Annotated in this window: 4 protein-coding genes and 1 pseudogene; 2 read left to right on the forward strand and 3 right to left on the reverse strand. The window is 76.1% G+C overall.

The features are described from left to right. Positions 1-94: 94 nt before the first annotated feature. The 3 genes and pseudogenes from ACFV0G_RS28890 to ACFV0G_RS28900 form a co-directional block, all read right to left on the reverse strand. On the reverse strand, positions 95-268 hold the full coding sequence (locus ACFV0G_RS28890) for a CsbD family protein (protein WP_380554305.1): 174 nt from the start codon (positions 266-268) through the stop codon (positions 95-97). A gap of 83 nt (positions 269-351) precedes the next feature. Further along, entirely contained in the window at positions 352-1,881 is a 1,530-nt protein-coding gene (locus ACFV0G_RS28895) for an MFS transporter (RefSeq protein WP_380554314.1), read from the reverse strand. A gap of 252 nt (positions 1,882-2,133) precedes the next feature. After that, positions 2,134-2,385: pseudogene (locus ACFV0G_RS28900) on the reverse strand (polysaccharide deacetylase family protein); the annotation flags it as partial. A gap of 276 nt (positions 2,386-2,661) precedes the next feature. Between ACFV0G_RS28900 and ACFV0G_RS28905 the strand changes: the two are divergent. Together ACFV0G_RS28905 and ACFV0G_RS28910 are read left to right on the forward strand one after the other, a co-directional pair. Next, positions 2,662-3,528, forward strand: a complete 867-nt coding sequence (locus ACFV0G_RS28905) for a DUF4132 domain-containing protein (protein WP_380554308.1) — start codon at positions 2,662-2,664, stop codon at positions 3,526-3,528. Beyond that, the coding region (locus ACFV0G_RS28910; RefSeq protein WP_380554311.1) for a DNA-binding protein at positions 3,525-7,265 on the forward strand (3,741 nt) is incomplete at its 3' end. The genes ACFV0G_RS28905 and ACFV0G_RS28910, both read left to right, overlap by 4 nt.

Below are 7,265 nucleotides of genomic sequence, written 5' to 3' on the forward strand. Positions count from 1 at the left end.
GCCCCGGGCGGGGCCCCCGCCCCCCCCCCCTCAGCCCCCCCCCCCCGCCCCGCGCGCGCCCCCGCGCCGCGGGCCCTGCGGCGTGGCCGGACGGTCAGCGCTTGAGGGCGTCCTTGGCCTTCTGGCCGGCCTGCGCGAGGTCGCCCTTGACCTGGTCGGCCTTGCCCTCGGCCACCAGGCGCTCGTTGCCGACGGTCTTGCCGGCCGCCTCCTTGACCTTGCCCTTCGCCGTTTCGGCGGTGTGCTCGATCTTCTTGGCCGCACCCATGGTGGTCCTCCTCCGCTCGGGGGCTTCGGTCACTCCCGCGCCTGCCCCGCCGAAGCGATCCCACACATGGGCCGACGAAGGGCTCATTCCGGGGCGGCCGAGGCGTCCCGGAGGGCGGATGCGGCGCGTTCGCTCTCCTCCGTGACGCGGGTGCCGGGGTGCAGGAGGGCGCAGAGGAAGGCGGCGCCGAGGGCGGCGGCCATGCCGATCAGGACTGGCCGGTTGGCCTCGGCGAAGTCGGCCCTGATGGCGTCCAGTGCGGCGGCGGAGGCCTGGGTCCGGCCCGCGCCGCTCGCGGCCGTTCCGGTGAAGCTGTGGGTGATCTGCTCGGCGGTGGAGCGAGCCAGTGCGGCGGGCAGGCCGAGGCCCTGGAGGGTCTCGGTGATCCGGTCGGCGGCGGTGTGCAGCAGGACGGTGCCGAGGACGGCGAGGCTGACGCTGGCGGAGTAGTTGCGGACGGTCTGGGTGATGCCGGTGACCTCCCCGTACGAGCGGCCGATCGCACGGTTGACGGCGTCGGTGGAGGCGGGGGTGAGCAGCAGGCCGATGCCGGCCCCGGCCAGCACGATGTACGGCCACTGGGCGCCGAGCGAGAGGTCGGTGATCTTCACCGCCCAGAGCGCGAAGCCGACGGCGCCGAGTGCGGTGCCCAGCACCATGGCCGGGCGGGCGCCCTGCTTGTCGAGGATCCGGCCGCCGACCTGTGAGCCGGGGGCGAACCCGGCGAAGAAGATCAGCAGGTAGAGGCCGGCCTGGTTGGCGTTGTAGCCGAGGGCGACCTGGGCGTAGACCGAGGCGAAGAAGAAGACCGGGACGAAGGCCATCATCGAGAAGAAGAGCACCGCGTTGTCCACGGCGAAGGCCCGGTCCTTGAAGACCTGCATGGTGATCAGCGGGTCCCGGCTGCGCAGTTCGGCGAGGACGAACAGGACGAGCACGACCAGGCCGCCGATGATGCACAGCCAGGTGGCGGCGCTGTCCCAGCCCCACACGGAGGCCTGCTGGAGGCCGAGGACGCTCAGCCCCATGCCGATCGCGACGAGCACGGCGCCCGGCCAGTCGATCGGCTCGGGCCGGGGGGTGTTGCGGATCCGGGCGCGCAGCGTCAGCACCACGGCGATCACTGCGACCGGCACGTTCACCCAGAAGATCGCCCGCCAGGTCCAGCTGGTCAGCCACCCGCCGAGGATCGGGCCGAGCGCGGTGAGCCCGCCGGCCACGCCGAAGAACAGTGCCAGCGCCTGGCCGCGGCGCTCCACCGGGAACACCTCGACGACGACCGCCAGCGCGGCCGGGAACATCAGTGCCGCGCCGAACCCCTGGACCGCGCGGAAGCCGATCAGCCAGGCCTCGGCCGCGGAGCCGGTCGGCACCGCGCCGCACATCACGGAGGCGCCGACGAAGACCAGGGTGCCGACCAGCATGATCCGCCGGTGCCCGAGGATGTCGGCGATCCGGCCGCCGAGGGCGAAGAAGGCGGCCAGCGAGAGCAGGTAGGCGTTGACCACCCACTGCATGCCGGAGGAGCTGAGTCCGAGCTCGCGGATGATGCTGGGTGCCGCGATGGAGACGATGGTCTGGTCGATGAAGGTCATCGACACCGCGAACAGCATGCCCGCCAGGGCGAGCGACTCACTGGTGCCGCCCCGGCCCGCGGCGGCGTCCTGGTCGGTCCTCGATGCCACCGTGCTCTCCTCGCGCCTGGGACGGATGGGGCCCAGGTCCGACCCTGCCCGGCCGGGCGGCCGTCCGCGCGGTAGGGCGCGTCGATGTCATCCATGCGGCGGACGGCCGGGCCGGGCCCGGTGGCGCGGGGCGGCGGGCGGTGGCAGGCGGGGCGGGAGCAGGCAGGGCGGCGCGGGCGCTCAGGGCCGGTAGACCGCACCGGGGACGGGCACGGCCGGCGCGAGGAGCCGGGAGACCGTCACCACGGTGTAGGCGCGCTGCTTGAGGCCGGAGATGATGCCGGGCCCGGCGGGGACGGTGCCCGGGTAGATGTCGTGGAGCAGGATCACTCCGTCCGGGCGGACCTGGTCCAGGACCCGCTTCTCGATCAGCGCCGGGTCGTCGGTGTCGTAGTCCTTGGCGGTGACGCTCCCCAGCACCTGGGCGACGCCCGGTGGCACCTCCACCGGTCCGCCGGGAGCGGTCCACCGTGTCCGGACCGTCTCCGCCGGACCCGGCCGGGCCGGGTTGCCGCCGCGGCCGGGAACCGGCCGCCCACGGGTACGAACCGGCCCTGTCTGCGGCGGCGTTCGGCGGGTGCGGGCCGCCCGCGTGGATCAGTTGTCCGAGAGTGCCGCTAGCGTTCCCGTCATCACCGCGCCGAGGTGTCCGCATTTCCCTCGGTCTGCGGCGTTTTCCGTGACCGGACAAGTACGAGGTGGGGACCGATGGGGTGGCTGGCAGCGGGTGAGGGCTATGAAGTGGCCCTCGTGGAGGGGCGGGTGACGGCCCGGTCGACCGCCGGGCGGTCGGCCGGCCGGCAGCTGAAATCACTGCCGAAGGCCGTCCGGGAGCACCCGGAGACCGACCGGCTGCGCCGGTTCACCGAGTGGCTCGACCGGCACGCCGCCTCCTGCGTGGCGCAGGTCGACGCCTGGATGGTCTCCTCGCTGCCGGTGCCCACCGGGCTGCTCGTCCGGGTCTGGCCCGACGAGGCCTGGCGGGCGGCGCTGCGCGACCTGGTGGTGGTCGGCACCGGGCCGGACGAGGTCGGCTTCCTGCGGGACGTGACCGCCGACGGCGAGGTCCGGCTGGTCGACCTGGACGGCGAGACCGTACGGATCTCGCCCGCGACGGTGACGCTGCCGCACCCGGTCCTCCTGGAGGACCTGGACGACCTGCGGGAGTTCGCCTCCGAGCTGGGCGTCGTCCAGGGCGTCGACCAGATCCACCGGGCGGTCTGGCACAAGCCGGCCGACCTGGCCGAGAAGGCCACCCAGGTGAAGGAGTTCGCCGGCGGCCGCTACCCGTCCCGGTTCGGCCTGGCGGCCCGGGCCTCGACGCTCGGCTACCGGGTGTCCGGCGGCTACGCGACCTGCCGGGTCCGCGACGGCGGCACCACGGTCGAGGCCGCGGTGTGGATCGGCGAGCCGTACTGGGACGGCGACTCGGAGACCGGCGGCCTCGGCTGGCAGGACGCCGACGGCCGGGCGATCGCGCTGCGCGACGTCGGGCCGGTCGCCTGGTCGGAGGGAATGCGCATGGCCGCTGCGCTGTACGCCGGCCGCACCGTCGAGAAGGGGAAGGACGCATGACGTACGACGACGCGGAGCTGACCGGGCGGCAGGCCGACGAGTTGCTGCGGGCCGGTGCGGTGCTGCCGCCCGGCACGCGCGGCGCGAGCGAGCGGGCGGTCCCGCTGACCGCCAGGACGTACCGCCACCCGGCGCTCGACGACCGGGTCGTGGTGCGCCTGGTCGCCGCCGAGCTGGGCGCCGCCGAGGACCTGGCCGCCGGCTACCTCGGCCTGGAGCCGGCGGCCGGACCCGCCGAGGTCGGGCTGGGCCTGCGCCAGGCGCTGGGCTTCCCCGAGTGGGTGCTCGCCCACCACCCCGAGGACGGGCACCACGCACTCGGCCTGATGCCGGAGCTGGAGCGGGTCGCCCGCCAGACCGCCACCAAGCCGAAGGCCGCCCTGGAGGCGTACCAGGAGATCGCCGGCCGGCTGGCCGCGGCCGTGCCGCACTTCCTGCCGACCTTCTACGAGCAGGCCGGCCGGGTCTTCCTCGGCGCGGAGAACGCCACCTACGCCGCACAGCTGTTCTCCAGGGCCCGCCGCGCCGAGGCCGAGCACGGCCTGCCGCTGGACGAGGAGCGGCTGGACGCGGTGTTCCTGGAGTTCGCGCTGGCCGGCGCGCTGCCGGTCAAGGTGCTCTCCTCGTACGCCAAGGAGCTCTCCGCCCGGGTCCCCGCCGACGAGGCGTTCGCCCGCTTCCGGACGCTGTGCGTGCGGCGCACCGCGGGCGGCCTGCCGCCGTCCGCCCAGATGGCCACCGATCTGCGCCGGATGGCCCGGGCCGCCGGCGCCGACCCGGAGACCGCCGAGGGCGCCTACCTCGCCGACCTGCTGGCCCTCCCGGCCACGCTGCGGGCCGGCAGCGGCTGGTGGAAGCGCCACCAGGACGCGCTGACCGCCCTCGCCCGGCGCGAGCCCGCCACCCGCGGCCGGCTGCTCGACCTGATGCCCACCGCCGACGACGGCGACCTGCCGGCCGTCTGGCTGGAGGTGCTGATAGCCTCCGGCGCCGCCGACGGCCTGTGCGAGGACGCCGGGCCCGACGCGCCGCGGCCCGCCGACGGCACGGCCGGCTGGTTCGAGCGGTTCCTCGCCTGGCGCGGCTCCGGCTGGCGCCGGCGCGACCCGATCCCGGCGCTGTACCCGCTGGTGGAGCGGGCCGCCGCCCGGCTGCGCGCCGAACTCGCCGACGGCGGTGCGGTCCGCGTCACCGAGGGCGACGTCGACCTGCTCGACCAGCTGCTCGCGCTCGGCGTGCCGGTCGCCGACCCGGGCGAGAACACCACCCTGGCGCTGGAGCTGTGGGCGCACCAGGAGGAGCGGCGCGACCTGCTGGCGCTGGCCGCCGACCCGCGGTTCCGGGCGGCGTTCGACCGCGGCACCGACCGGATCGGCAACCACCACGACGGCCTGATCGCCCTCTCCGTCCTCGCCCGCTCCCCCGGCGCCCGCCCGATGCTCGCCGCCTGGACGGCCCGGGTCGCGGCGCACTCCCGCGCGGCCGGCCTGCCGGACCTGCCGGGCGCCCTGCACCGGATCAGCTGGCTGCCCGGCGAGGTCCTGGCGCTCGCCGAGGACGAGGTCCGGGAGGCCATCGGCAACGACGTGTCGGCGGTGCTCGCCCGCACCCTGCGCGACGGTCTCCTCGACGAACTCGGCTGGCCCGCCTGGGAGGAGGCGGTCGCCTCGCTCGTCCCGCGCAAGGACGTCGACGACATCGTCGTCGCGGACGCCTGGCCGCACCTGGTGGTCGCCGGCCCGAGCCAGGCCCGGGTCATCGGCGGCGAGGGCACCCTGCTCACCCACGATCTGCGGATCCCGGCCGGCGACAGCAACTCCGACCCCGGCTTCCACCACGTCGACGACTCGCTGCTGGTGCTGTGGCCGTCCCGGGCCAACAACAACCGGATCACCGGGTACTGGCACACCGCCGCCGACCGGGTCTTCACCACGCCCGAGGGGACGCGCGCCCGCGGCACCCGGATGACCTGGCTCGGCGCGATGCGCACCCACAGCCTGCCGCTGCCCGGCGGCGGCCGGACCACCGGCGACGGCGTCGTCCACGTCGGCGACACCGCGTTCCCGACCGACCGCCGGGTGATCGGTGACGGCACCTCGTTCTGGGTCCTGCACCGGGCCGACTCCGACCAGCCCTCGCGCTGGCACGAGTACGACCCGGCCACCGGCGCGGTGGGGCGCGCCTCCCTGCCCGGCTTCCTCGGCGACGCGCTGCACGGCGCCCCCGCGGGGAGCACCCTGCGGTCCGGCTGGGTGCTCCCCGCCGGCGCCGCGGAGCCCGGCCCGTGCGCCGCCCCCGTCGGCGGGGTGCTCGGCTGGCGCACCGTCGACCTGCCGGACGGCTCGGTCCGCGGCGAGGACGCCGCCGGACGCTCCGTCACCCTGCCGCACGGGGCGGGCGTGCCGGGCCGGCTGGTGGTCTTCCCCGGCGCCGACCGGCCGCAGGCCGTCGTCCCGGACAACTACCGGGTCCGACTGGTCGGCCAGGACGGCACCACGCTGGCGACCGCCCGCACCGACGACGCCCCCGGCTCCTTCGCCGAGGGCACCCTGATCCTGCCGCCGATGCGCTACTGGCACTTCCTGCAGCCGCGCGACCCGCAGGGCTCCGCGGCGCTGCGCCGGATCGACGACGCGGCGGCCGCCGCACTGGTGAAGGCGGCCTGTGCGCTGACCGGGGAGCAGCGCGAGGAGCTGACCGCCGCCGTCCGCGCGCTGCTGCCGGAGGTGACCGATGCCGCGCTGGCGGCCGGTGTCGCCGGCGTGGTGCGGTTCGCCGCCGAGCAGCAGCGCAACCTGGACGCCGCGGCGAAGCGGCTGGCCGACCGGCTCGCGGGCGTCGGCGAGCCCGCCGAGCCGACCGGCCCGGCCGACGGGGTGCTGCACCGCGGCCTGAACGGCCTCGGCACCCTCACCTCCTGGTACGGCAGCGACCGGAACCGTTACGTGTCAGGCCAGTTGGAGTTCCTCGCGGCGGCCTGTGCGCCGGACCGGGAGCCGGCCGCGCCCGGCACGCTGCACGTGGACGGCGCGGACCTGCCGTACGAGCGGATGCCCTGGACGGCGCTGGGCGAGATCGCGGTGCCCGCTGCGCTGCGGGCGGCCTCCCCGCTCGGCACGGCCGAGGAGCGCGAGGCGCTCGCGCACCTGGTGCGCGGGCTCGACGCGGTCGGACTGGCCTCGGCCGGGGGCGTCGCCCACTGGCGCCGGGCCCGGCTGCACCTGGCGGCCCGTCACCTGGCCGCCGCGGACGGCAGTGTCCGGTACGGGCAGCGGAACGCGCTGGTCGCGCTGGGCGGCGGGGCGTTCCTGCTCTTCGCCGACACCGACACGGCCGCGAACGGGGACACCGAGTCGACGGTGCTCCACCACGACCCGGAGGGTCTGTTCGCGGTGCCCGCGCCGTACACGGTGCTCTCCTCGGAGCCGCTGCGCGGGCCGTCGGACGACCGGGCGGCGCGGCTGCTCGCGACGGCCGCCGAGCGCGGTCCGGCGCCGTGGTTCCCCGAGGCCGCCGAGGAGTTCGCCCGTCTCACCGGGGTCAGCACCACCATGGCGGCGCTGGTGGTGGCCGGCCTGCCGCGGATCGACTCCTGGGAGCGGAGCTTCCTGCCCGCCGAGGACCGCCGGCTGATCGGCGTGAAGGTCACGGACGCCGCGGTGGCCAAGGACGAACTGCGCGGCCTGGACGCCGGGTTCCGCCGGCGCCGGGCCGCGGCGCGGGTGGCCGCCCCCCCC

Origin of the sequence: Kitasatospora sp. NPDC059571, from assembly GCF_042735675.1 — a bacterium.
In the GTDB taxonomy this organism is placed as follows: Bacteria; Actinomycetota; Actinomycetes; order Streptomycetales; family Streptomycetaceae; genus Kitasatospora.